This is a genomic window from Psychrobacillus sp. Z16_25, from assembly GCF_056856695.1.
In genome coordinates this window covers 102,735-126,228 of record NZ_JBXEOV010000006.1, presented here as the reverse complement: position 1 = coordinate 126,228, position 23,494 = coordinate 102,735, and the positions used below count along the sequence as shown (strand labels likewise).

General features: G+C 37.9%; 21 protein-coding genes. 8 read left to right on the top strand and 13 right to left on the bottom strand.

Annotated features, from left to right (window positions below; translation table 11 throughout):
- Nucleotides 1–311: 311 nt before the first annotated feature.
- Nucleotides 312–581: a late competence development ComFB family protein gene (locus AC1VU3_RS08725; protein ID WP_480389396.1), complete on the bottom strand. Its 270-nt coding sequence runs from the start codon at nucleotides 579–581 to the stop codon at nucleotides 312–314.
- Between the two features lie 107 nt (nucleotides 582–688).
- On the opposite strand from AC1VU3_RS08725, the gene AC1VU3_RS08720 reads away from it, so the two are divergent.
- Nucleotides 689–844 carry a lmo0937 family membrane protein gene (locus AC1VU3_RS08720; protein ID WP_480389395.1) on the top strand — a complete coding sequence of 52 codons (156 nt, stop codon included), beginning with the start codon at nucleotides 689–691 and terminating at the stop codon, nucleotides 842–844.
- A 154-nt stretch (nucleotides 845–998) separates the two neighbouring features.
- Here AC1VU3_RS08720 and AC1VU3_RS08715 read toward each other — a convergent pair whose 3' ends face one another.
- The 6 genes from AC1VU3_RS08715 to AC1VU3_RS08690 all read right to left on the bottom strand — a co-directional run bounded on the left by AC1VU3_RS08715 (nucleotide 999) and on the right by AC1VU3_RS08690 (nucleotide 8,653).
- A complete protein-coding gene (locus AC1VU3_RS08715) occupies nucleotides 999–2,111 on the bottom strand; it encodes a GNAT family N-acetyltransferase (RefSeq protein WP_480389394.1) in 1,113 nt (370 codons plus the stop codon).
- A gap of 19 nt (nucleotides 2,112–2,130) precedes the next feature.
- Complete coding sequence (locus AC1VU3_RS08710; RefSeq protein WP_482983303.1) at nucleotides 2,131–4,227, bottom strand: heavy metal translocating P-type ATPase; 2,097 nt, start codon at nucleotides 4,225–4,227, stop codon at nucleotides 2,131–2,133.
- Nucleotides 4,199–4,570 (bottom strand): ArsR/SmtB family transcription factor, encoded by a 372-nt coding sequence (locus AC1VU3_RS08705; protein WP_482983326.1) that lies wholly within the window; start codon nucleotides 4,568–4,570, stop codon nucleotides 4,199–4,201. The genes AC1VU3_RS08710 and AC1VU3_RS08705 overlap by 29 nt, the downstream gene beginning before the upstream one ends.
- A 295-nt stretch (nucleotides 4,571–4,865) precedes the next feature.
- A complete protein-coding gene (locus tag AC1VU3_RS08700) occupies nucleotides 4,866–7,226 on the bottom strand; it encodes a penicillin acylase family protein (protein ID WP_482983302.1) in 2,361 nt (786 codons plus the stop codon).
- A gap of 127 nt (nucleotides 7,227–7,353) precedes the next feature.
- Nucleotides 7,354–8,271 carry a UDP-N-acetylmuramate dehydrogenase gene (gene murB, locus AC1VU3_RS08695; RefSeq protein WP_482983301.1) on the bottom strand — a complete coding sequence of 306 codons (918 nt, stop codon included), beginning with the start codon at nucleotides 8,269–8,271 and terminating at the stop codon, nucleotides 7,354–7,356.
- 76 nt (nucleotides 8,272–8,347) lie between these two features.
- A complete protein-coding gene (locus AC1VU3_RS08690; protein WP_482983300.1) occupies nucleotides 8,348–8,653 on the bottom strand; it encodes a winged helix-turn-helix transcriptional regulator in 306 nt (101 codons plus the stop codon).
- 213 nt (nucleotides 8,654–8,866) lie between these two features.
- On the opposite strand from AC1VU3_RS08690, the gene AC1VU3_RS08685 reads away from it, so the two are divergent.
- The 5 genes from AC1VU3_RS08685 to AC1VU3_RS08665 all read left to right on the top strand — a co-directional run bounded on the left by AC1VU3_RS08685 (nucleotide 8,867) and on the right by AC1VU3_RS08665 (nucleotide 13,431).
- Nucleotides 8,867–9,391: a YceI family protein gene (locus AC1VU3_RS08685; RefSeq protein ID WP_482983299.1), complete on the top strand. Its 525-nt coding sequence runs from the start codon at nucleotides 8,867–8,869 to the stop codon at nucleotides 9,389–9,391.
- Nucleotides 9,392–9,501: 110 nt separating this feature from the next.
- Nucleotides 9,502–9,807, top strand: a complete 306-nt coding sequence (locus tag AC1VU3_RS08680) for a hypothetical protein (RefSeq protein ID WP_482983298.1) — start codon at nucleotides 9,502–9,504, stop codon at nucleotides 9,805–9,807.
- A 62-nt stretch (nucleotides 9,808–9,869) separates the two neighbouring features.
- On the top strand, nucleotides 9,870–11,591 hold the full coding sequence (locus AC1VU3_RS08675) for an ABC transporter ATP-binding protein (RefSeq protein ID WP_482983297.1): 1,722 nt from the start codon (nucleotides 9,870–9,872) through the stop codon (nucleotides 11,589–11,591).
- Nucleotides 11,592–12,013: 422 nt separating this feature from the next.
- Nucleotides 12,014–13,303, top strand: a complete 1,290-nt coding sequence (locus tag AC1VU3_RS08670) for a helix-turn-helix domain-containing protein (protein ID WP_482983296.1) — start codon at nucleotides 12,014–12,016, stop codon at nucleotides 13,301–13,303.
- Nucleotides 13,300–13,431 carry a hypothetical protein gene (locus AC1VU3_RS08665; protein WP_482983295.1) on the top strand — a complete coding sequence of 44 codons (132 nt, stop codon included), beginning with the start codon at nucleotides 13,300–13,302 and terminating at the stop codon, nucleotides 13,429–13,431. The genes AC1VU3_RS08670 and AC1VU3_RS08665 overlap by 4 nt, the downstream gene beginning before the upstream one ends.
- Before the next feature lie 134 nt (nucleotides 13,432–13,565).
- On the opposite strand, the gene AC1VU3_RS08660 is transcribed toward AC1VU3_RS08665, so the two are convergent.
- The 4 genes from AC1VU3_RS08660 to AC1VU3_RS08645 all read right to left on the bottom strand — a co-directional run bounded on the left by AC1VU3_RS08660 (nucleotide 13,566) and on the right by AC1VU3_RS08645 (nucleotide 19,408).
- A complete protein-coding gene (locus tag AC1VU3_RS08660; RefSeq protein WP_480389450.1) occupies nucleotides 13,566–13,883 on the bottom strand; it encodes a DUF4288 domain-containing protein in 318 nt (105 codons plus the stop codon).
- 246 nt (nucleotides 13,884–14,129) lie between these two features.
- On the bottom strand, nucleotides 14,130–15,947 hold the full coding sequence (locus AC1VU3_RS08655) for an ABC transporter ATP-binding protein (protein ID WP_482983294.1): 1,818 nt from the start codon (nucleotides 15,945–15,947) through the stop codon (nucleotides 14,130–14,132).
- The gene (locus tag AC1VU3_RS08650; RefSeq protein ID WP_482983293.1) at nucleotides 15,940–17,673 is read right to left on the bottom strand and encodes an ABC transporter ATP-binding protein; all 1,734 of its coding nucleotides are present in this window, start codon (nucleotides 17,671–17,673) and stop codon (nucleotides 15,940–15,942) included. The genes AC1VU3_RS08655 and AC1VU3_RS08650 overlap by 8 nt, the downstream gene beginning before the upstream one ends.
- Before the next feature lie 205 nt (nucleotides 17,674–17,878).
- Nucleotides 17,879–19,408 carry an FAD-dependent oxidoreductase gene (locus tag AC1VU3_RS08645; RefSeq protein ID WP_482983292.1) on the bottom strand — a complete coding sequence of 510 codons (1,530 nt, stop codon included), beginning with the start codon at nucleotides 19,406–19,408 and terminating at the stop codon, nucleotides 17,879–17,881.
- Nucleotides 19,409–19,508: 100 nt separating this feature from the next.
- Between AC1VU3_RS08645 and AC1VU3_RS08640 the strand changes: the two genes are divergently transcribed.
- Nucleotides 19,509–19,853 carry a DUF2500 domain-containing protein gene (locus AC1VU3_RS08640; RefSeq protein WP_482983325.1) on the top strand — a complete coding sequence of 115 codons (345 nt, stop codon included), beginning with the start codon at nucleotides 19,509–19,511 and terminating at the stop codon, nucleotides 19,851–19,853.
- Nucleotides 19,854–19,945: 92 nt separating this feature from the next.
- On the opposite strand, the gene AC1VU3_RS08635 is transcribed toward AC1VU3_RS08640, so the two are convergent.
- Nucleotides 19,946–21,343: an alanine/glycine:cation symporter family protein gene (locus AC1VU3_RS08635; RefSeq protein WP_482983291.1), complete on the bottom strand. Its 1,398-nt coding sequence runs from the start codon at nucleotides 21,341–21,343 to the stop codon at nucleotides 19,946–19,948.
- A 183-nt stretch (nucleotides 21,344–21,526) separates the two neighbouring features.
- The gene (locus AC1VU3_RS08630; RefSeq protein WP_480389380.1) at nucleotides 21,527–22,459 is read right to left on the bottom strand and encodes a manganese-dependent inorganic pyrophosphatase; all 933 of its coding nucleotides are present in this window, start codon (nucleotides 22,457–22,459) and stop codon (nucleotides 21,527–21,529) included.
- A 220-nt stretch (nucleotides 22,460–22,679) separates the two neighbouring features.
- Here AC1VU3_RS08630 and AC1VU3_RS08625 point away from each other — a divergent pair, with 220 nt between their 5' ends.
- On the top strand, nucleotides 22,680–23,477 hold the full coding sequence (locus AC1VU3_RS08625) for a GNAT family N-acetyltransferase (protein WP_482983290.1): 798 nt from the start codon (nucleotides 22,680–22,682) through the stop codon (nucleotides 23,475–23,477).
- Nucleotides 23,478–23,494 lie beyond the last annotated feature (17 nt).

The window sequence follows — 23,494 nt, the reverse complement described above, 5'->3', positions numbered from 1 at the left end:
CTTCCTTTCTTGCTTCTTTCTTCATTTTACTACATCAAAACAACTACCTCAAATAGAGCTATTATTCCCGTCCATGAATAGCCTATGATTCAACTTTTTCAGATGAATTTATAAAAGTACCTTAATAAAAAATAGGTCCAACTATAACAGTAGAAAAGCACTTACGATTTTAGATAATACTAAAAAATCGCAAGTGCTTTCTCCCAGCTTCAACATTGGTTCTCTTCTATATGAGACTACAAATTGCCCACTACTTAAGAAGTTTTATGTTAAGTAATTTGCAATTAAATCACCACTGGATACTCCCTCTATCATTGACGATGCGGGTATTTTCCCACAGTATGAATGGAATGGATAATACGTTTATTAATCCATTCTCTATTCTCATTTGTATTCATACGTTCGAATACAGCTCTTCTTCCTTTTTCCGTTGTCACGTAATGCCCTGGCATCGTATTTAGGCTAAGAGCTATAATATCATTTTCACATTGACTGCATTTACAAAAAGTTTGATATTCTGGTCCTCGCATTAAGACTCTTACAATCCCTTGAACGATTTCCTCCATTACATTAGTTAACAATTCAGCCTCTTCTTTCAATTATCTTCCCATGTTTAGTAACTTAGTTGTCAGGGTAACTTTATAATAATAGCACGTATAAAATTCTTTAAGAAGAAGGGAAGAGTAAAATGGGTAAAATTTTATGGACAGTCATTGTAATTTTAATCGTCCTATGGTTATTAGGGTTCTTATTAGACATAGGCGGAGGAATAATTCACACATTATTAATAATTGCTGGTATTATTTTTGTAATTCAACTAGTTACCGGCCGTCGATCACTCTGAAGTAGCTTTTGGAAGTTAGTGATACAGTAGAGTAAGTCAGAAAAAAACATCATTTTCCGATAGGAAAATGATGTTTTTTTCTGTATAAGGGTTTGGAACAATCATCACTTATGAACCTGGTAATAATATAAAAGCTTTCTAAATTTCATATAACTTAATATCTTGTTTTCGCATAAATGCAAGTATCTCGTAGACTTTTCCCATCTGCAGATAGAGAATCATGGCGTAGTGTTCCCTCTAATTGAAAGGATAACCTTTCAGCAACTGACCTGCTTCTTACATTATCACTATCGCATCTTATTTCTACACGGTTAGCCTTCAATTCTTCAAATGCAAACCCTGTAATTCTTTCAACAGCCTCTGTCATATAGCCTTTTCCTTCAAATTTACTGTCAATCCAGTACCCTATTTCAAATTTACGTACAGTCCAGTCAATTCTATGAAGACCAGAGGAACCTACAAATTCACCCGTATCCTTCAAGTATAAATGAAGGCGCAAATCAGTCCTTGTAATAAAATCAGCTACAGCTTGGCGCAGATTTGTTACAGTTTGCTCCATAGATTGCTTCGTCTGCGCCCAAGGCATCCATTCCTTCAATGCTTCGTGGGAATTAACAATAGCTTTCCACACTTCCTCTGCATCTTCTACTCTAGGAGCTCTTATCACTAATCTTTCCGTTTCAAATATCTCCGGAAATTGATCTTCTCTTCCACTTTTTACGGGATGAACATAGAAATCATCGTCCCAATTTACAGGAGTAGATGTACCCTTCAAGAAATCTTCTCTCGTCATCCCATAGGTTACTGCATCATAATAAGAGTTTTCTTTGGGAGAGAACCAAGCCTGCCTTAGCTGAGCTTCTTTTACAAAGCCCGCTCTCTCAAACGTTTTTCTCATGGCAAAATTGTCCTGCCTTGTATGTCCTTCTAATCTTATCTTTTCCTCTGGTAACTGAAATACATACTCCGCAACTAGTTTTAAAGCAAGAGGGCCATAGCCTTGCCCTCTTTTTTCATCAGCTATCCGAAGATCGAAAAGGGGAATATCATCCTGCAAATCGTAAATCTTAACAATCCCGACCTTTTCCTGTTCTCCATTCTCCACCCAAAAGGTTTTTACCTCGTCCGATTGGTATCCACCTTCTTCAATAGTCTTTTCCACCAGTTCTCTAGCTGGATGGGAATTTCCATGATAAGGCCAAGTGTTTGTTGTTAAGAAATGGATTAGCAATTCTTGCTCCTCCATCGTCCATTCTGTCAGCTTCATTATTACCCCTCCGAACCTCTTACTTTTGTACTTTTAATAATCTTAATGAATTTAGTACTACTAGTAAAGTTGCTCCCATATCTGCAAAGATGGCAATCCATAAAGTTAACCACCCTGGGATAATTAAAAGCAGCGCTACAATCTTTAAACCTAATGCAAACATAATATTTTCTTTAATAATATGCAATGCTTTTCTACTTAATCGAATTGTGTAAGGAAGTTTTCCTAAATCATCTGCCATGAGAGCAATATCCGCTGTCTCCAAAGCAGCATCCGTTCCTGCTCCTCCCATCGCGATTCCGACTGATGCAGCAGCTAGTGCTGGAGCATCGTTCACACCATCCCCTACCATCGCCACAGCTCCAAATTTTTCTCTGAGCTGTTTAATAGCCGACAGCTTTTGCTCTGGCATTAGATTTGCCTCTACTTCTGTTACTCCTAATTTCTTCGCAATTGCATTAGCTGTACGTATATCGTCTCCAGTAAGCATTACTGTATGCTTAATACCAGCTTGCTCAAGGCTCTCTAAAATGTGATGACTAGATTCCCTTATTGGATCTGCAACTCCAATATAACCCTTATACTGACCGTCCATGGAAGCAAGCATGACCGTATTGCCTTGTACCTGTAACTCCTCTATCGTGCTAATTGTTTCCGAAGGTAGCTCGCAAAGAGTAGAAATCCAGCTCACACTTCCTATTGACCATCTCTGTCCCTCTACCGTTCCTTCTGCTCCTTTTCCAGTAACCGAGTGGAATTCCTCTACCTCCAGTCGATGTATCCCTTTTTTGGAAGCATATTGGACAATAGACTGTGCTAAGGGATGCTGAGAATATGCCTCAATGGACATCACCTTTTGAATAAAGTCTGGAGAATTCTCTGCCTCTACAACCGTTACCTCAGGATACCCCTTCGTTAAAGTACCTGTTTTATCAAAAGCAATCGCTTGTAGCCTACCTATTTCCTCTAAATAAGCGCCTCCCTTAATAAGCACTCCCTGCTTTGCCGCATTCCCTATCGCAGTAACTATCGCCACAGGGGTAGATACAACCAATGCACAAGGGCAGCCTACCACCAACACCGCAAGCCCTTGGTAAATCCAGTGATGCCATTCTGCTCCAAATAATGGGGGAATGATTGCAACAAGGAAGGCGATGAAAATAATAAGAGGGGTATAATATTTTGCAAATTTATCTACAAACCTTTGGGAAGGAGCCTTTTCTGCCTGTGCCTCCTCTACCAGATGAATAATCTTAGCTATCGTAGTATCTTCTACTCGTTTTGTCACTTTGACTTCTAAAGATCCTTCTTCATTTAACGTTCCAGCAAAGACCTCTTCTCCAATCCCTTTAGACACCGGTACAGACTCTCCAGTGATAGAAGCCTGATTAACTGTAGAAAATCCCTTCACGACAATTCCATCCATAGCAATTTTCTGACCTGGCTTTACAACCAAGATGTCCTCTATCTGAATAAATTCGGTATCTAAATCCACCAGTTCACCGTTTCTTCGAACAGTTGCCACCTTAGGAGCAACATTTACCAAATCACTAATAGATTGACGAGCTTTATTTAGGGAATACGCCTCTAACGCTTCACTTACCGCGAATAAAAAGACAACTACCGCACCCTCACGCCATTCCCCTATTATCGCTGCTCCTATAATAGCGATGGTCATAAGTGTTTTCATATCAAATTCAAACCTAATCAGATTGCTAAATCCGACCTTAAATAGTTCCGCACCACCTACAATGATAGAAAGAACGAATAACACAATAGCTGCAGGGTGGTCTTCTGCGTAAATAAAAGATGTTATCGTCCCAACTACAAGAAATAGAAAGGAGATTGTAGTTAAAACATTATGCTTTTGCTGAAAGAAAGGAGCCCTTTCTACCTTACGTTGATTTAGAGGGACTACCTTAATACCATCAAAGGCTCCAGCCTCTTCTATTTCTTCTATTGTGGCATTACCTACAATAGAAACTTTAGAAGCCCCAAAGTTCACCAATGCATCCTTCACTTCTGGGAGTGCTTTTATATTTCTTTCAAATTTCATTGCACAATTTGCGCACGAAAGATTTTCCAGTCTATACTCTTTCTTCTCTGTCGTCTCCATTTTCTTCACCCTCTTCTATTGCATGCTCGTATGCAATCTTCACTAATTCATTTACATGATGATCTGCTAAGGAATAGAAAATCTGCTTTCCTTTTCTTCTTGACTTCGCTAAAGATAAATCTCTTAAGAAACGAAGATGGTGAGAAGCAGTAGCTGTAGAAGAACCAATTATTTCACTTACATCACATACACATAGTTCCTCCTCTATTGTTAGGGCATAGGCTATCTTCAATCTCGTTTCATCTGCAAGCGCCTTAAATAACTGCGAGACTCTCGTCAGATTAGGCAGTTGCTTTTTTACCTCTTCACAAACAGTTTTATCGACATTTGGAACCTCACACATATCATTTGTATGCACTTTCCCACCTCATTCAAATGGTCATTTGATTATACTTCCATTATATATTCAGTCTATTCTAAACACAATATATTCAAATAGGCATTTGATTGTTTTTTTATTTTTCTTTTATCCCAAGGAAGGCTTGCTCTAATTTTTAGCACAAAAAAACCAAACAGTGAGTAGTTGGAAATTTCACTGCTTGGCGCAACAAATGGAGTATAACCGCATCTCCCCTGCTTCTTACTTATTCAATTCTGTTCCTTCTGTATTGCACTATATTCACTTAAGAAATCACGAATTATTCAGCGATTAACATTAATTCGTAGCCTTTCTCCAAGCTACCTTGGATATTAGTAGTATGGTACTTTCCTTCTGCCCAGTCCGTCACTTGGTTATGGTACCATTTAGATTTTATATGACCACTTTGACCAGGACCTACGATATGATAAGCCTCCGATAAGTCAGATAAGTCTGCTACAAAACGCCAAGATGCACCATGATCTACTTTTCCGTCTACCCCAAAACCTGCAGCCTGAACCGTGATACCAGAACCGCCAATCGGCACTGGCTTAGGATTAAGAAAGTATGCTAGTAGTGGAGATGCACTAGAAATTGGATGGTCGAAAGTTAATTGATGATAATCTCCCCACCTCCATTTTTCTTCGTTGCTACTAGATTCACTTTTAATTTCTTCTACAGCCTGTTTGAAGGCCTCAGATACCCACAAATCGACACCTCCGTATTCCTCTAGCCAGACACTGCTTTCTCCAGCATAGCCTTTTCGCAACAGCTGATCCGTGAGATGGCTTTTTCCAGGGAGCATAGAATAAACATCCTCTGGCATATGCTCGGAGAACATCTCAACAGGAAGTGCTCTGATCCATTTATGAAAGACAAGAGGCGCTGCGGCGTCCTTATCGTCTACCTGGTTCCAATCAGAAAGCAATTGAATGATGGAATCGTACTCTTCTGCCGTATTTGATTTTTCTAAGGAACTAATCATAGATTCCAAGAATTCCCGAGAGTATAAATTCGTTTGATCCATTTGAAGCTCCATCATATCCTCTTTTGTAAGTGAATCATTGTCTTCAAGTACTTCTGCAATTCGCTCGTATCGATAAGATTGTGCCCAGAAATCAGTTATATGATAAGGGTATGTCTCATCAATCACCTGGTTATTTGCTGTTGCAACAAATCCTTCCTCAGGATTAATTGTCATAGGAAGCTCTGCATAGGGTATATAGCCAATCCACTCATATTCATCACTATCTCCAGGAACAGGAAGTTGACCTTCCCCTGTTTTCCGAATTGGTATTCTTCCATTAGCCTTGTATGCAATAGTGCCATCCTTGGAAGCAAACACAAAGTTTTGTGCAGGAGCATGAAAATCCTCTAGAGCTTTTTCAAACTCTTCCCAGTTAGTAGACTTGTTCATCTTTAGGATAGCCTGAAGCTCCAATGTCGGCTCTAAAGCAGTCCATTGCATGGAGAAAAGGGCAGGAGCCTCTTCATTCTTAAACATTACGTCGGAAATTATTGGACCATGTCGAGTATCTAGCACTTCAAGTGGCACCGGGTCACTATCCTTTACATTAATTTCGTAATGACGAACCTCCGCCTGTTCCCATTCTCCTTCGTATAAAAATTGCGTTCTATCTTCAGGGTTCGGTGTCTCTATATAAAGGTCTTGAACATCTGGCCCAACATTTGTCACTCCCCAAGCAATTTCTTCGTTATGCCCTAAAATGATTCCTGGTATTCCTGCAAAAATTACGCCACTTACATTCTGACTCGGTGACTGTAAATGCATTTGATACCAAATAGATGGGGTGCTTAAGCCTAAATGAGGATCATCAGCCAGTAAAGGCAACCCACTTTCTGTTTTTTCTCCACTTACAACCCAGTTGTTACTTCCATTGAATTCATTTGGCAATACACTGGGGTCGAAGGCTCCACTCACCTGAACCGGGTTATTTAAATTGGCCTCTATTATCGCCGGAGAATTCTCTGGGTAAGTAATAAATAGCTCTTTCGCCTTTTCTTCACCAAACTCATTTAAAGCCCAATGTCTAATAGCAAGGCTTGACCAGTTACCACCTAAATCATAAGCCATATACTTCCCAATCGTCAGTGAATCAATTGGCGTCCATTCTGTTGGCTCATATCCCAATAGGCTAAACTCATAACTAAGTTTTTTTTCCTTTTTAGCAAAATCAATAAAAGCGTTAACTCCTTCTGCATACCACTTCAACACGTTTTTTGCTTCTTCTCCATAACCTTCATATGATTTTTCAGCTGCATCTCTCAACCCAAAGGTAATAAAAAATTTATCTGTACTAAGAGCAGATTCTCCCACAACCTCTGATAATTGACCACTCGCTTGTCGTCGGGCTAAATCCATCTGAAAAAGTCTATCCTGTGCTTGCACAAAACCCTGTGCTCTATATAAATCTGCATCTGAATTTGCTTTAATATGTGGAACCCCATAATCATCCCTTGTGACGCTTACATCTTCTTCTAAGCCAGTAAACACTATTTCTCCCTCTATTATCGGCTTGGTATTGGATAAGAAAATATGTAAGCCCATAACCACTAAAGCAATTACTAGCAAAAAGCCTCCCACCGTCCAACCGATTATCTTCCATCTTCTTTTTTTCACCTCAGTAACTCCCCTTTCTTCTCCCAAAGAAGACTTCGACACAACATATCCTTTTCCTTCCACCTCAGTGGCCAACATATAAAAAAAAACCTATGGATACAAGTGTATTCATAGGTCCATCACATTATTATTTCTTGTCTTCTCCAACAATCTTCACTTCAAGCTCTAATTCTACTCCGAAGTTTTCCTTTACTTTTTCCTGCACCATCTTAATAGTGTTTATATAATCAGTAGCAGTAGCATTATTTTTATTTACGATAAATCCGGCATGCTTCGTAGAAACCTCCGCGCCGCCATATCCTTTCCCCTGTAAATCACTATCCTGTATTAGCTTCCCAGCAAAATAGCCAGGCGGCCTTTTGAATACACTACCCGCAGAAGGAAATTCGAGTGGTTGCTTAGACTCTCTTTGGAAAGTAAGGTCATCCATTTTTGCTTTAATTTCTTCTGGATTTCCAGGTGTTAACTCGAACTCAGCTGATAAGACAAAATAGCCGTTTTTTGAAATGACACTTTTCCGATAGTCTAATTCTAATTCATCCTTGGAAAGTACCAGCTTATCACCTGCTGGAGTCAGCACCGTGCAAGTATGGATTACGTCTTTTACCTCTCCACCATACGCTCCAGCATTCATTGCCATCGCGCCACCAACTGATCCAGGAATGCCACAGGCAAATTCTAATCCAGTAAGCGATGCCTTTGCTGCCGCTCTAGAAACATGGATGATATCCGCACCACTTTCCGCATATACCCGATTCCCTTCCACTTCTATACGATTCAAATTCTTTAGGCAAAGTACAATCCCTCTCACACCGCCATCTCTCACTACCATATTTGAGCCATTTCCTAAAAGTAGTAAGGGGATTTCATTTTGGGAAGCATATTGAACAACAAAAGCGACTTCTTCTTCAGTCTCAGGGGTAACAAATAAATCTGCCATGCCGCCCATCTTTGTCATTGTGTGAATATTTAATAGTTCATCTACTTTTACGTTTTTCTCATCTAACTGTGTCGTTAAATCACTAAACCATTTCTGTTTACTCAAAAAAGACAATCCTTTCTTCGTTAACGTATTACCTTACATAGTATGCGTTCTTCTATCATTTTTTTCAAGGTAATTCCTATAGCCATTTTTTAGACCATAATTCAATACTCATAACCACGTCTTTAAGCGCATAGCCTTTATCTGTCAGGTTATATTCAACACGTATGGGCACCTCTGAGTATACCTTTCGATCAACTATACCCTCTTTTTCTAACTCTTTTAGTCGTTCTGATAAAAGCCTTCCACTTATCGGAAGGGAAGATTCTATTTCATTAAACCTTTTGGCACCATCTAACAATTGATAAATAATTAAAGCTGTCCACCTTTTCCCAATTAACTCCATTGCTTTTGAAAGGCGGGGACATAATGGCATTTCCTTCATATACATTCACCTCTATGACCGCTATTATAGCCCTTTTTAACAACTTTTGCAAAATAGAGTAATTTAATTACTTGACGTAATTATATTATTATTCTATAGTTACTTACATAAAGTAACTTATGAGTTGTTTAATAGCTTGGAATAAAACATACTTGCTTCAAGATAATATTCAACTATACTTTTAAAAAAAACAGCTATTAGGGGGAAATAAACATGTCAAAGTATAATTTAGATGCAGCACACTCAAGTATTGATTTTTCAGTAAAGCACATGATGGTATCAAAAGTGAAAGGTAGCTTTACTAGCTTTACGGCAGAATTAGATGGTGCAGCAGATGATTTAAAAGGGGCAGCAATTAGTTTCAACATTGATGTGAACTCGATTACTACTAATAATGAAGATCGTGATAACCATTTACGCTCTGAAGATTTCTTTGATACAGCTAACTTTCCAAGTATTCAATTTGTAGCTACCTCTATTGAATCTACAGATGTTGGAGAATATGCTGTAACTGGTGATTTAACTATTAAAGACGTAACGAAACCTGTTACCTTTGAAGTAGAATATGGTGGAAAAGGAAAAAATCCTTGGGGTCAAGAAGTCGTTGCTTTTTCCGCTAAAGCGAAAATAAATCGAAAAGATTTTGGCTTAGTTTGGAACCAAGCATTGGAAACTGGTGGAGTGCTTGTTGGAGAAGATATCAAAATTAATGTAGAGCTTGAATTAAACCCGGCTTAACAGTACGGATGCTATCCTTTCTTTGAAGGATAGCTTTTTTGTTTCTAATTCCGAAACTATTTTCCCAATTTTTCGTATATAATAAATAAAAAAGGATAGAGGTGTTTTCATTGGAATTAGATGATATTTTCGGTCTCTTTATCGGACTAGTGGCAGTGGTAATGGTTTTCTCTATACCTCTTTCAGCTATTTGGACTACTCATTTAAGAAAGTCCCAAAAAATGAAGAGCGAATACTTAAAAGAGCAGATGGAGTTAGAAAAACTAAAGTATAATAACTTTCTCCTAGAAACAGAAAAGTTACGCTTAGAGCTACAAAACAAACAGACAGATTTATTAGAGACAACAAACGACCCTGTTTTAATGGAATTACGGAAGGGTACACCTATTGAAGCGAAAAATACGTCCTCTATGTAATCGTGCTAAGTTTTTCCTTTGCACGATTCTTTTTGTGTGTGGAATAAGGACAGGAGGTTTATATGGAAGGTTCTACTAAAGGTTTTTTCATTTTGCTAAAAGGGCTTCGCTGGCCAATAAAGATCACTATTTTCGCCATCGCCTTGTCCCTCATTAGCACAATCATTAGTTTGATAGTTCCACTAATAACAAGCGATTTAGTGGATCAACTTACATCATCCGGCTTTCACTGGAAGATGATGGCGCTCTTACTAAGCGTTTTTCTTCTACAGGCAGTAACCGGTGGATTTTCTTACTATCTACTTTCCTACATAGGCGAGTCCATCGTGGCAGACCTTCGTCGTAAGCTGTGGGGAAAGGTTCTACATTTACCAGTATCCTATTATGACCAGAACGAGAGTGGAGAAACCATGAGCCGCATCACTCAGGACACTACTACCCTAAAATCACTTATTACTGATCATTTAGTTAACTTCGTAACCGGAATCATTACCATCCTCGGATCAGTATTTATCTTATTTTTCATTGACTGGAAAATGACGCTCATCATGCTAATAAGCGTCCCGGTTAGTATAGCCATTATGATGCCTCTAGGGACCATTATGCACAAAGTGGCGAAAGCTACACAAAAGGAAATGGCAGGGTTTTCTGGTCTTCTTGGGAGAGTTTTAACCGAAATCAGACTTGTTAAGTCTTACCGAGCAGAGCCTACCGAAATGGATGGTGGAGATAAAGCAATTACAAACCTTTACCATTTCGGTTTAAAGGAAGCAAAGATACAAGCGATTATTTCGCCATTCATGACATTAATGATGATGGGGATTCTAGTTCTCATTTTGGGCTATGGTGGATTACAGGTCTCAAACGGTAATCTCTCAGCAGGCGAATTAGTTGCTATTATCTTTTATCTTGTACAAATTATAGTTCCCTTTGCACAAATGGCAACCTTTTTCACTTCGTTCCAGAAAGCCGTAGGTGCAACTGATCGAATACAAGAACTCTTTAAAATGGATAGTGAACATTCGGTGAGTAACAATACCCTATCGCTCAAGGATGGTACGGTATGTTTTAAGGATGTTTATTTTTCTTATGATAATGAGAAGGATATTTTAAGCGGTATTTCGTTTGAGGCAAGTCCAGGGACGGTGACCGCTTTTGTTGGTCCTAGCGGCGGTGGAAAAACGACCATTTTCTCTCTTTTAGAACGCTTCTATGAGCCTAATAAAGGAAGGATATTGTTTAATGATGTACCTATTTCTGAAGTGCCTCTAGAAGCTTGGCGTTCTAAGATAGGCTATGTATCACAAGAAAGCCCTTTGATGAGCGGTACGATTCTTTCCAATATTACTTATGGAATGAAAGAGAAACCTGCAATGGAGCAAATTAAAGCAGCAGCTCGAGCAGCAAATGCAGAACATTTTATAGAAGAGCTCCCAGAAAAGTATGATACGTTAGTAGGCGAAAGAGGAATGAAGCTATCCGGGGGGCAAAGACAGCGGATTGCCATCGCTAGAGCCCTCTTACACAATCCAAAGATTTTATTATTAGACGAAGCTACCTCCAATCTAGATAGTGGTTCGGAAAGCCTTGTACAAGAAGCTTTAGATCGACTAATGGAAGGTCGTACCACCCTAATCATTGCTCACAGACTTGCTACGATTATTCATGCTGATAATATCTTCTTTATAGAGAAAGGAAAAATAACCGGAGCCGGATCTCACCATGAATTAATAAATACACATGATTTATATAAGGAATTCACACAAGGACAAGGACTTTCCTAATTACTCTGTAACTTTCCAGGGGCTTAGACAGTCCAATTTATCAAAAGATTCAATGGGGAGACAAAATTTAGAGGAACTTTCATAGAGCTAAGCTTAAATTTAGATATAAATACTCAAAAAAATTTCTGACACTATAACTTTTGTATGAAGCTCCATTCGACATTTTCTTCTCTATTTTTACAATCCAGCTTCTCCCGAAAATGTTTTATGAAAAAAAGCATACTAATATTACATTTTATTCTAATATTGAAAGTTATTATAGAGGAAAGTACTATGCTAAATTCTGCTTTTTTTGAAGGTTTTTAAACACTACTTTTTTATTGCATGAATAATATGGTATTTTCCCTTATTTATGCTATCTTATTAATAGTGTTGGATTTTGTTTTCCTTTTTGAATCCTAACTCGAGGGGGTTTAAACTAGGTGAATATAGGGCAGCTTATAAAGTTAGAGAGACAAAGACAAGGCATGAAGCAAGAGGTTTTAGCTTCTGGAATCTGCGTTCCTTCCTATTTGAGTAGAATAGAAAACGGGTTAGTGATCCCTAGCGATGATATTCAACAACATCTACTAAAGAGGTTAAATATACCACTAGAAGAGCTAGGCAGCAGCTTAACAATTGAACAAATAAACCAATTTAAGTCATCTTTTAAATTTGTTATTAATTCTCGAGATAGAGTCAGAGCGGAACAATTATACAATGAGATACATTCTTATATTGAAGCACACCCGATTGATCCAAATAGACTAACACTACTATTAATGGAAACTCGGCTATTGTTAATGCTCCCATCCTATTTAGAGGCTGTACAAAGTAACATAGCAATATTAACTGAGTTTCAAAAAGAAATGGATACTGAGCAACTTTTCTACTTACACAATATTCGAGGTATTTTAGCATACTTAAATAATCACTTTAGAGAGTCCTCAGAAATTTTCTCAGAAATTTTCGCTCTTATTAAAAGCTACCGAATGGAAGATTGGGAAATGGCTGAATTGTACTACATTTCAAGCCTCTCTCTACTATCTGAAGCGAGGTACATACTAGCAATTGATTATGTAAAGTCTGCTTTATCCTATTTTAATCAAGAAATATTAGTAGAACGCTCTATTGAATGCTTAATAATACTTGGTATAGCCTTAAAAAATACTAGTGCATTGGAAGAATCGGTCGCAACTTATGAAAAGGCCAGAGAAATCAGTTATAAAATAGAATCACCTAAGTTTACAGCTAAAATTGAACACAATTTAGGGGTATGCTATTCTTTGCTAAAAAAACATGAAAAGGCATTATTTCACTTTGAAAACAGCCTTAAGACAAGTTCAAATTCTACGGACCAAGTCATTATTATCCTTTCAATTATTAAGGAGTACCATAAACATTCAGATTATAAAAATGCTCAAGTATGGTTGCAAAAGGGCTTAGTTTTAATAGAGGATTTACCGGAAAAGAATAAGATATTTTATTCCCACCATTTTTCAATCTATAAAGCCCTTATACTTAAAGAGAAAAATTTAATTCCTACTTTCAAAAAAGTGATTGAATACTTCGAAGAGAAACAAGACTATAGACACTGTAACATCTACTGCAACGTACTAGCAAAAAAACTCGCTGAAGAAAAACAGTATAAACAATCCACTATTTTTTATGAAATGGGTTTTAAATATCAATTAAAACAAACACAAATAACAAGCTGGGAGGAATTATCATGAAAAAATTAGTTATTGGACTTTTATGTATTTGTGGAGTTATATTAACTACCACTCAAGTTTCTTTTAATCTTGCATTAGATACTAAACCTGAAATTACTTCAATTGTTGTACCTGATAAAGCAATCTAATTTGATAAAGAGGAAGAAAACTGTGTTTTCTTCCTCTTTATATTTCATCTTTATTAAAATCCTACATAATAATAAAACGTTCCAAAGTTAAGATGTGGAGTACGCCACATCCTAACTTTGGAACGTTAATTATCTCAACCTATCTTACGTTGATCCAGACAAACCTCTTCATCCAATATAATGTGATGGCTATACACTTCTACAAATTCTAAAGATTCTTCTATATCATCTACTAATTCAAAGACATCCAAAATCATAACCAAACGAATGACGGTTTTTTCTCCTAACGCATTCGTATAGGCAATATCTTTAAAATGTTCCTTTACCATACGTTCTACATCTTCCAGCCTTGGAGCACGAATAATATTAATGGTTTCTTCAAAGGTTTTACTAGGCATAGAGTCGGGTGATGAAATATGTTGAAACAAAAGCTTTACTGAAAATGTCTTCACCAATACGTTCACCTCTTTCTTTCTATTTCCTACTTTAATTATTGATGATATTAGGTAGAAAAGCTATCCTTTTAAGTTGCGAAAGTCTATATAGAAAAAGACACTTAATCAAGAAAAAACAAAGTTACTTTCATCTCATCATAATCCTCTATTCATAAATAATTAGAACTATTTTCAATAAACGTATTTTATTGATAAAAATAAAAAGGATGTCCCATAAGCAGCAAACTTATGGGACACCCCCTCTTATCTTTTAAATTGACTTTCATAGAGGTCTGAGTAAAATCCTCTTTTATTTAACAACTCCGTGTGTGTTCCCGATTCAATAAGCTTCCCTTGATGGATCACTAGTATGCGATCGGCATTTTCTACGGTCTTTAGACGATGTGCAATCACGAAACTTGTACGTCCTTCCGTCAGTCGGTTCAAGCCCTTTTGAATCTCAACCTCCGTTCTTGTATCTATACTGGAGGTTGCTTCATCCAATATTAAAATGTCTGAGTCTGCTAGAATTCCTCGAGCGATTGCTATTAGCTGCCTCTGCCCCTGCGAAAGACTTGCCCCTCCAGAGGTGATGAGAGTGTTATATTTCTCAGGGAGATGCTTAATAAAATCATGAGCAGAAGCTGTCTTAGCAGCAGCAATTACTTCCTCATCTGTTGCATCCAATCTTCCATATCGGATATTCTCTAATATCGTTCCAGAAAACAAAAAAGTATCCTGCAGTACAATGCCGATTCTCTCGCGAAGCTTGCTAATCTGAAAATCTTTTATATCTTTTCCGTCTATTTTAATGGAGCCTGCATGAATGTCATAAAATCTCATCAACAGATTAATAATAGTCGTTTTACCTGAACCAGTAGGACCAACGAGGGCAATCTTCTCGCCTGCATTGGCATGAAAACTAATATTCGTAAGGATTGGTACTCCCTCTTCATAAGAGAAGCTAACATTTGAGAACTCCACGTCTCCCTTTATAGAGTCAACAGGGATAGCTCCTTTTTTATCCTGCATGTCTGGCTCTTCATCCATAATTTCAAATACTCGCTCTGCTCCAGCAATAGCTGATTGGAATGTATTTAACAAATTGGAAAGCTGATTGATTGGTCGATAAAATTGACGGGAATAAGTAACAAAGGCTGCAATAATGCCGACTGTCGCAAGATCATTAACTGCCAACAGTGCACCAATCCCTATAATGAATGCCAATCCTAAATTGTTAATAAAGTTATTAATTGGTCCCAAAAAGCCAGATACAGTGTCAGCAGCCATTGCTGAGTGTCTTAAACGCTCATTTACCAAAGAGAAGCGTTGAAAGGTATCAGTTTCTTTCCCAAAAAGTGTAACTATCTCATTGCCAGATATCGATTCTTCAATAAAGCCATTTAACTCTCCCAAATCACGCTGTCTCTTTATAAAATTGCTACTACTATATTTTATAATTTTCTTTGTTGTAAAAATCACTAATGGAATGATGAGCAGTGCCACGATTGCAAGCATCCAATTCAAGGCAAACATTGCGATAGCAACTCCCACTACCATTAGAACAGACGAAAAGATTTGTATGATGCTTTGACTAAGTGCACTATTTAGGCTTTCTATATCATTTGTTACCCGACTCATTAAATCCCCAGTAGAGCGCTTATCAAAAAATCGAAGAGAAAGTGATTGAAACTTATTAAATATATCTTTTCGAAGATTTTTAATCGTGTTCAAGGACACCTTCACCATGAGATAATTTTGCAGCCAGGTAAATAGAGCAGCTGCTGTGTAAACTCCCGCTAATACTATTAAAAATCGCAAAGTGCCATCCAAATCTTTCGGGATAATAAACTCATCCGTAATATAACCAATTAAAAAGGGTCCTAATAAGTTTAACAAGGTGGAATTAATAACAAAAAAGATAGTAAGGATCATTGCAACCTTTTGCTTCTCCATATACCTCCAGATTCTAAGGACAGTACCCTTCCTATCCTTTGCTTTTACCACAGGACCTCCGAATCCTCTTGGTCCCCTTGCTCTACTAATTGCATCACTGCCTGTGTTTGTAGAGGGCTTATTCATCACCTTCACCCCCCTTTCCAATTTGTGTTTCATATATTCCTCGGTAAACTGCACTTTTCTCTAAAAGCTCCTCATGTGTTCCTTGAGCTACCAGTCTACCGTCATCAATTAGTAGAATTTTGTCTGCGTCCTTAATGGAAGAAATCTTTGAAGAGATGATGATTACGGTTACTTCTTCTTGGTTGTTTAAGACCTGCTGTACAGTTGCTTCTGAAAGGGCATCAATAGCAGAAGTAGAATCATCTAATACCAATATTCTTGGCTTCCGGATGAACGCTCTTGCCATTGACAAGCGTTGTTTTTGACCACCCGATAAGTTTGTAGCCCCCTGCATGAGCGTGTAATCATACCCATTTTCTAAGCGGTCAACAAACTCTTTTGCAGCTGCAGATGAGATTGCTTGTTCTATATCGGAGTCAGTAGCATTTTCTTTTCCATATTGTAAATTTTCTTTTATAGAGCCAGAAAATAAGGTTGCCTTTTGAGGAACAAAGCCAATAGCCTCTCTAAGAGTTGGAAGATTATAGTCTTTAATGTTTATACCATCTATCAAGACATTCCCCTGGTCGGGATCATATAATCGAGGAAGGAGCTTTACCAAGGTCGACTTTCCACTACCAGTCGGGCCAATAATTCCAACCTTCTGGCCTGCTTCAATTTGGAAGGATATATCCTTCAACACGTATTCTCCATTTTGACTATAACTAAATGAAACATCTTGTAACTCGATAGAGCCTTTTATAGCTGTATAATCATTGCTTCCTCCCTGAATATCACTCGTCGTCTCTAGCACCTGGCTAATTCTTGCTGCAGAGGCAAATGACTTGGTTATTTGCATAAGGACATGGATGCTTGTCATGAGTCCATTCATGATAATATTAAGATAGTTTATGAAAGCTAGAATAACTCCTACTTGCAAAAGCCCATCATCTACTTTTATTGCCCCAAGCCACATCCCCGCCACTACTCCAATATTTACTACAAACATAACAATAGGAGAAAGAGTTAGGATCACCTGCTCAGCCACTAGATTACGCTTCATTAAGGAATCGTTTATTTCTTCAAATGTATCTATTTCATATTTGCTACGATTAAAGGCTTTAATTACTCTTATACCCGAGAATGTTTCTTGGAGCTTGGTGTTTACTCGGTCCATCGCCTTTTGTACCTTCCCAAATAACTTTCCAGATTTCGCTGAAAAATAGTAGATAAGCACAATCAGTATTGGGATAGCGATAAGTAAAACAGGAAACAGCTCAGGAGCGGTAATCCAAACAATGACCACTGCACCGATAAATAACAAAGGTCCCCGCACGAAGACTCTTAGAGTCATCATTAAAGCCTGTTGAACAGAGGTAATATCATTCGTCACGATTGTAATGAGCTTCCCAATTCCAATAGAGTCTAAATTTCTATTCGAAAGATGTTGTGTCTTTTGAAATATATCCTTTCTTAAATCAGCTGAAAAATGTATGGCTGCTCTCGCACTAAAAATAGTACTCCCTGCTCCTCCAAGTAAGCCAATAAAGGCTGTAATCAGCATAAGAATACCGAGCTTTATCACATATGCCGAATCGTTATTTGCAATTCCATCGTCAATGATATGAGACATAATGGTAGGCTGCAAAAGATCCATTGCCACTTCGACACACATAAGCAGAGGACCTAATATGGCAAATAACGTATAAGGCTTTAAATAAGAAATTAATTTACCAAACGATTTCAAAACTTCCCACTCCTAACTTTCTCATTTTACCAGTGTATACATCCGTATACACTTAGTCAATATCTGAAGCTAGGAGAAGCAAAGAAAAGCAATAGCGACCGGTCTGTACTGACAAGCATTTATAAAATAACTCCTTTGACTTTAAGCTAGATAAATGAGTCATACCTAAAAAGAGAGCCTCCTATTTATGAGGCTCCCTTTACGATTAGTTTAATTTTTCTAACGGTTCAAAGGCCGGTCCCTCTAACACGTCTCCTGTATAAGAAAATCTTGAACCATGACATGGGCAATCCCATGATGTTTCTGCATGGTTAAATGCTACATCACAGCCCATATGTGTACAGACTGGTTTCACCAGATAAACCTTGCCCGACTCATCTTTGTACGCGCCTACCTTCTTACCCTCTACTTTTACAATATCACCCGTACCTGCCTTTAAATCATCAAGCGTTAAATCTACTTTTTCTGTTTTCCCTTTGATAAATTCCTTCGCTACGCTTGCATTTGTAACTGTAAAAGAGGAAATATCCTCTTTTTTAAGCTTAGAACGAGTAGGAGAGTATAATTCAGCATAAGGATTTTCTTTGCCTAAAACGTTATCAGCCATAATACGCGCTGCCACAGTGCTGTTTGTCATTCCCCATTTAGCATATCCTGTAGCAACTAGCACATCCTCGTTTCCAGATGTCATTGGACCGACATATGGTAATTGATCTAACGTCACTAAATCTTGAGCAGACCAGCGATAGTCAAATGCTTCTATATTAAATTGCTCTCGGCCATACATTGCAAGCTTTTCATAATTTTCTATAGTGTCTCCGTCGTACCTTCCAGTAATATGCCCTTCCCCGCCTATCAAAAGATAACGAGTACCATCAGGACCTAGTGCATTCCGTAGTGATCTAGTCGGTTTTTCGGCGTTTATATACATTCCCTTTGGATCATTTTCACGAGCTTTTGCTGCCACGATATAAGAGCGTTCAGGATGCATTCTTGCAAAATATAAGCCATCACCGTCATTAAAAGGGAAATGACTGCAAACGAGAATCTTTTTGGCTTTTATTTTTTTCCCGTCCATCATCTCCACTATAGAACCGGAAGAGACTGTTTTTGCTCTTGATTGCTCGAAAAATTGCACACCCTTTTCCACTGATTTTTGAATTAGCACCTTCAAGTACTCCAAAGGATGAAACTGTCCTTGATTCTCCATCTTTAACGCTGACTTTACCGGAAAAGGAAGCTCTGTTTGCTTTGTCAGGCTCGAAGGCTTAATACCTAAAGCTTGATAAGCCTCCATCTCCTTCTTTAATGTGTCCATGCCGTCCTCTGTTTCAGCAAATATATAGGCATCCGCTTTCTCATAGCCGCAATGAATATTGTGCTGGGAAACTAACAACTCAATAAAATTTTTAGCATCCATATTCGCTTCATAATATAGCCTTGCTTTTTCCTCGCCAAAGGTAGAAATCAGCTTTTGATAAATAGAGCCATGCTGGGCAGTAACCTTTGCTGTTGTAAAGGCTGTCGTTCCTGTAAACATAGTCCTACCTTCTATTACTACTACCTTTAATCCACTATTTCTTAAAAGATAGGCAGCAGTCACACCTGTTAACCCTGCCCCTACAATTACTACATCTGCTTCTATATCACCAGGTACAGAAGGGAAGGAAGGTATTTCGTTTATTTCTCTCCAATAGGATTTCGATTCACTTGGTAGTATATTTTTTTCAGTCATATAATTTCCTCCTTAGATAATAGTAGTGTCTATCTGAAAGCGAAACTTTATTCAAAATGATGCGTATATTTTGTTAAGAGAGGGGGTAATTAAATTGGATATGTTCTATGCATTTAATCTTATGAGCATTATTTTTCCAATATTTTTTGTTATCATACTCGGTTTTATTATTTTTATCGCTGTAAAAGGAATGCAGGAATGGGGGAAAAACAATAACTCTCCTAGATTATCTGTACCCTCACAAGTGGTCACTAAACGCACTGAGACTAGTGGTAGGTCAGGGGATTCTTCTGCTTCTACTACCTACTATGTTACATTTGAGTTTGAAAGCGGGGATCGTTCGGGGTTTAGAGTACGTGGACAAGAGTATGGGATGCTGGCTGATAATGACCTAGGTATTTTAACTTTCCAGGGAACTAGATATCTTTCGTTTGAGAGAAAATAATGAAGAGTACACAAGCACATTCCTTCTCTATAAAACAAAAGAAAAGACTGGCCAGAAAGCAAAACTTGCTTCTAGACCAGTCTTCTCTTTTCTTATCTATCTTCCTCTTCCCAGCACTCTGTGTTTTTCAAGCCTGGAATATTTTTCGCATAGAAAACAGGGTCTTTCCCTCTTATTCTTTGTTCAGTGAAATCATCCAATACCTTAAAGGCTATTTTGCCTAGTAGTACTATTACGATTATATTCAAGATAGCCATTAGACCCATGAATAAATCTGCAAGAGTCCAAACTAAGCTTACTTTAGCAAGAGCTCCAAACATAACCATGACAAGCACAATTACACGATAAGCATTCAACCAGCTTTTGCTTGCATTCATAAATTCTATGTTTGTTTCCCCGTAATAGTAATTTCCAATTACTGAGCTAAATGCAAAGAAAAGAATAGCAATCGCTACAAAATAAACTGCCCAATCTCCTACATGAACCGCAAGAGAGTTTTGAGTTAAGATTATCCCATCAGCTTCTCCCGTATTATATAGACCCGCTAGTATAATAATAAACGCTGTAGCTGAACAAATAATTATCGTATCAAAGAACACTCCTAAGCTTTGTACCAAGCCTTGCTTTGCTGGATGTGAGACACTTGCCACAGCCGCAGCATTTGGCACACTACCCATCCCAGCCTCATTGGAGAATAAACCTCGTCTTACTCCTTGCATGATTGCCACACCAATTGCTCCACCAGCAGCCTCCTGTAATCCAAACGCCTCGGTAACAATCAGCTTAAACACTGCAGGAATCTCCGAGATATTTGTTATTATTACAAATATCGCAATCGCAATATAAAAAACTGCCATAACTGGTACCACTACTTGTGTTACTTTGACAATTCTATGTACTCCACCAAAAATAATAATGGCAGTCAAAATGACAAGAGCAATACCTATTACATAGGTTGGAATATCAAAAACATCGCCTACTGAGGTTGCAATAGTATTTGATTGAACTGCATTGAATATAAATCCAAAGCATAAAACAAGTAAAATACTAAATACGATACCCAATTTTCTGTTTCCAAGAGCCTTCTCCATATAGTAAGCCGGACCACCTCGGAAATCTTCTCCATCTCTTACTTTATAAACTTGTGCTAGTGTACTTTCAATAAAAGCAGTAGCCATCCCTATTAGAGCGATAAGCCACATCCAAAATACGGCTCCTGGACCACCTACACCAATGGCAAGGGCTACACCTGTGATATTTCCAGTACCCACACGTGATGCAGTACTTATTGTGAATGCCTGAAAGGGTGATACTCCCCCCTCTTCTTCTTTTTTCTCCGTGATTAACCGAAACATTTCACCAAATAAACGAAACTGGACAAATTTTGTAGAGAACGTAAAGTACAAGCCCGCTCCTACCAGTAAAGCAATAAGCAAATAGGTCCATAAAGCATCATTTATGACATTTACAAAGTTTTCAATCCATTCCATTTTCCTTCCTCCTATCATCCTATACATGTATACCCTAATCGGGTAACAATTAACATAGGAGTCCTAACTTTAGTTTTGCCCGTTTCTCTTTAAAAAAGTCTTTCAACAACGAAACAAAAGCAAAAATATTTTATTTAGTCTGAAAATAAAAAACTCCCTAGCAAATTTTAGGGAGCCTTATTTCTATAGAGTAGTTAATGCATCTGTTAAAGCTGGTACTACCTGTTTCTTTCGAGAGACAATGCCCTTTAACAAAGCCCTGTTATTTTCAAACTTCACATCAAATGCAGTCTCTGCTTTTAAAGCAACCTTACCAAGCGCCAAAGCTGTAGAATCATTATTTAAAATATCAGTTACAACAAAGAAAAACAAATCTAATTCTTTTTCTTGAATTTCCTGATGAATTAAATCTTCTAGCTCTTCCTGACGATTCAGCACGTCATTCACGTCAACAGCATTTACTTGTGCCACTACTACTTTATAATCACCCATACCAAATTCTTTTGCATCTAAGGAAAGAAGATCCTCTAAGCTTTTATCGCTTAAATCTGCTCCTGCCTTTAACATAGCTAGTCCATATTCCTCTGCCTTTATGCCAGCAATTTTTTCAAGCTCACGAGCGGCTGCTATATCCTCTTCCGTACATGTTGGAGATTTAAACAGCAAGGAGTCTGAAATAATAGCGGAAAGCATTAATCCTGCAATATTTGCTGGAATCTCAATTCCCTTTTCTTTATAAATCTTGTTTAAAATTGTCGCAGTGCATCCGACAGGCTCCGCACGATAATATAATGGCTCAGCCGTTTCAAAGTTAGCGATTCTGTGGTGATCGATTACTTCAATAACCTGAACTTCCTCAATTCCATCAGCACTTTGCTGCTTTTCATTGTGGTCTACCAGGATCACTTTTTTTGCTTCTTTTGAAACATTTTCTATTAAGCGTGGTTCATCAAATCCAAATTTCTCTAACGCATACTTTGTTTCATTGTTAACCTCACCCAAACGAACAGCCTCGGCCTCCATGCCAATAGCATTTTTTAAATAAGCATATACAATAGCGGAAGTAATTGTGTCAGTATCAGGATTCTTATGACCAAAAACTAAAACTTTTTCCATGATAGTCCTCCTATAAACTTTTTCAGACCTTTATTCTATCATATATTCTTTTGTGAAGAATACAAATCACAAAATGTTCCTGTTACTTTTCGATTATCCACTATTTATTGGGATTTATTTTACGGATTAGTAGACTTTTAGTTGTATTCACGCCCTCAAAAAATGTTATAATTATCCTATAATTCGCATTTTACCTAAAAAAGTGAGTGATCTATTACAAATGACTAAACCATTTGAAAGTAAATATATCCCCTTAGCCAATTACTTTAAAGCTTGCAATCAAAATGAGATTATCTTAACCTATGAGCAAATAGAGAATATTATTGGACATATGCTTCCTAACGCTGCGTACCTAAGTAGCAGCTGGTGGAAAAAAACGAAAGCTCCCGCCCTACATTACTTTGCCTGGACCGACAGTGGCTATCAGGTAAAGGACGTCCTACTAGGGAAAGCAGTAGTATTTCAACTTGCAACTTCTGAAGATAACCTGGATGAGGATAAAATAAAGCAAGATATTTTATTAGTTCGAGAGGCAGACATAGGTGACGCTCGAGCCTTTATCACCCTTCAAGAAAGTATCTTCTCAGAGTCTGATTTTATGTTGTATGGTCGAAATGACACTCATTTCACCGTGCAGGGGATGAGAAAGCGAATCACAGACTGGAAGAATTCCCCCAACTCGATTCTCTTTTTAGGACTATTAAACGGTGAGATTGCTGGCTTTGCTCTATACATCGGAGGTCCAGGCCCTAGAGCCAAACATCGGGCATCATTAGTTATTGGCGTCCTAGAGAAGTTCTATCAAAAAGGTATCGCCACTTCCCTGATGACTCATGGAGAAGAATGGGCAAAGCAAGTCGGTGTTACGAAGCTAGAACTCACTGTGCTAGCATCTAACACAAAAGCTCAGAGACTTTATAAAAAAATGGGCTTCCAGCAAGAAGGAGTTCGTAAAAACTCATTAAATATACATGGTCAGTATGTTGATGAGTTATATATGGGAAAAGTTCTTACATAAGACAGGAAAAAGCTGAA

Bases quoted from the DNA above. Each gene is read 5' to 3' on its own strand.
- AC1VU3_RS08630 (WP_480389380.1), bottom strand. From the start codon at position 22,459: ATGGAAAAAGTTTTAGTTTTTGGTCATAAGAATCCTGATACTGACACA.
- AC1VU3_RS08625 (WP_482983290.1), top strand. From the start codon at position 22,680: ATGACTAAACCATTTGAAAGTAAATATATCCCCTTAGCCAATTACTTT.
- AC1VU3_RS08635 (WP_482983291.1), bottom strand. From the start codon at position 21,343: ATGGAATGGATTGAAAACTTTGTAAATGTCATAAATGATGCTTTATGG.
- AC1VU3_RS08675 (WP_482983297.1), top strand. From the start codon at position 9,870: ATGGAAGGTTCTACTAAAGGTTTTTTCATTTTGCTAAAAGGGCTTCGC.
- AC1VU3_RS08720 (WP_480389395.1), top strand. From the start codon at position 689: ATGGGTAAAATTTTATGGACAGTCATTGTAATTTTAATCGTCCTATGG.
- AC1VU3_RS08645 (WP_482983292.1), bottom strand. From the start codon at position 19,408: ATGACTGAAAAAAATATACTACCAAGTGAATCGAAATCCTATTGGAGA.
- AC1VU3_RS08715 (WP_480389394.1), bottom strand. From the start codon at position 2,111: ATGAAGCTGACAGAATGGACGATGGAGGAGCAAGAATTGCTAATCCAT.
- AC1VU3_RS08665 (WP_482983295.1), top strand. From the start codon at position 13,300: ATGAAAAAATTAGTTATTGGACTTTTATGTATTTGTGGAGTTATATTA.
- AC1VU3_RS08640 (WP_482983325.1), top strand. From the start codon at position 19,509: ATGTTCTATGCATTTAATCTTATGAGCATTATTTTTCCAATATTTTTT.
- AC1VU3_RS08710 (WP_482983303.1), bottom strand. From the start codon at position 4,227: ATGGAGACGACAGAGAAGAAAGAGTATAGACTGGAAAATCTTTCGTGC.
- AC1VU3_RS08690 (WP_482983300.1), bottom strand. From the start codon at position 8,653: ATGAAGGAAATGCCATTATGTCCCCGCCTTTCAAAAGCAATGGAGTTA.
- AC1VU3_RS08655 (WP_482983294.1), bottom strand. From the start codon at position 15,947: ATGAATAAGCCCTCTACAAACACAGGCAGTGATGCAATTAGTAGAGCA.
- AC1VU3_RS08685 (WP_482983299.1), top strand. From the start codon at position 8,867: ATGTCAAAGTATAATTTAGATGCAGCACACTCAAGTATTGATTTTTCA.
- AC1VU3_RS08705 (WP_482983326.1), bottom strand. From the start codon at position 4,570: ATGTGTGAGGTTCCAAATGTCGATAAAACTGTTTGTGAAGAGGTAAAA.